Annotated in this window: 1 protein-coding gene; it reads left to right on the top strand. The window is 55.9% G+C overall.

Annotated features, from left to right (window positions below):
* A partial coding sequence (gene recO / locus NDO48_RS29190; RefSeq protein ID WP_267322912.1) for a DNA repair protein RecO occupies positions 1-272 on the top strand: 272 nt, incomplete at both ends.

A 272-nucleotide genomic window follows, 5' to 3' on the forward strand; every position in this document is an offset into this window, starting at 1 on the left:
GCGCAGTGCTGAAGCCGTCTCGCTGGCGCTGCCATTAAGCGGTATCACGCTTTACAGCGGTCTGTACATCAACGAACTTCTCTCCCGCGTACTGGAATACGAGACGCGCTTCTCTGAACTTTTTTTCGATTACTTGCACTGCATTCAGTCTCTTGCAGGGGTCACTGGTACGCCAGAACCCGCGCTGCGCCGCTTTGAACTGGCACTGCTCGGGCATCTGGGTTATGGCGTCAATTTTACCCATTGTGCGGGTAGCGGCGAGCCGGTAGATG

The organism is Aminobacter sp. MET-1 (assembly GCF_026521175.1).
Lineage (GTDB): Bacteria > Pseudomonadota > Alphaproteobacteria > Rhizobiales > Rhizobiaceae > Aminobacter.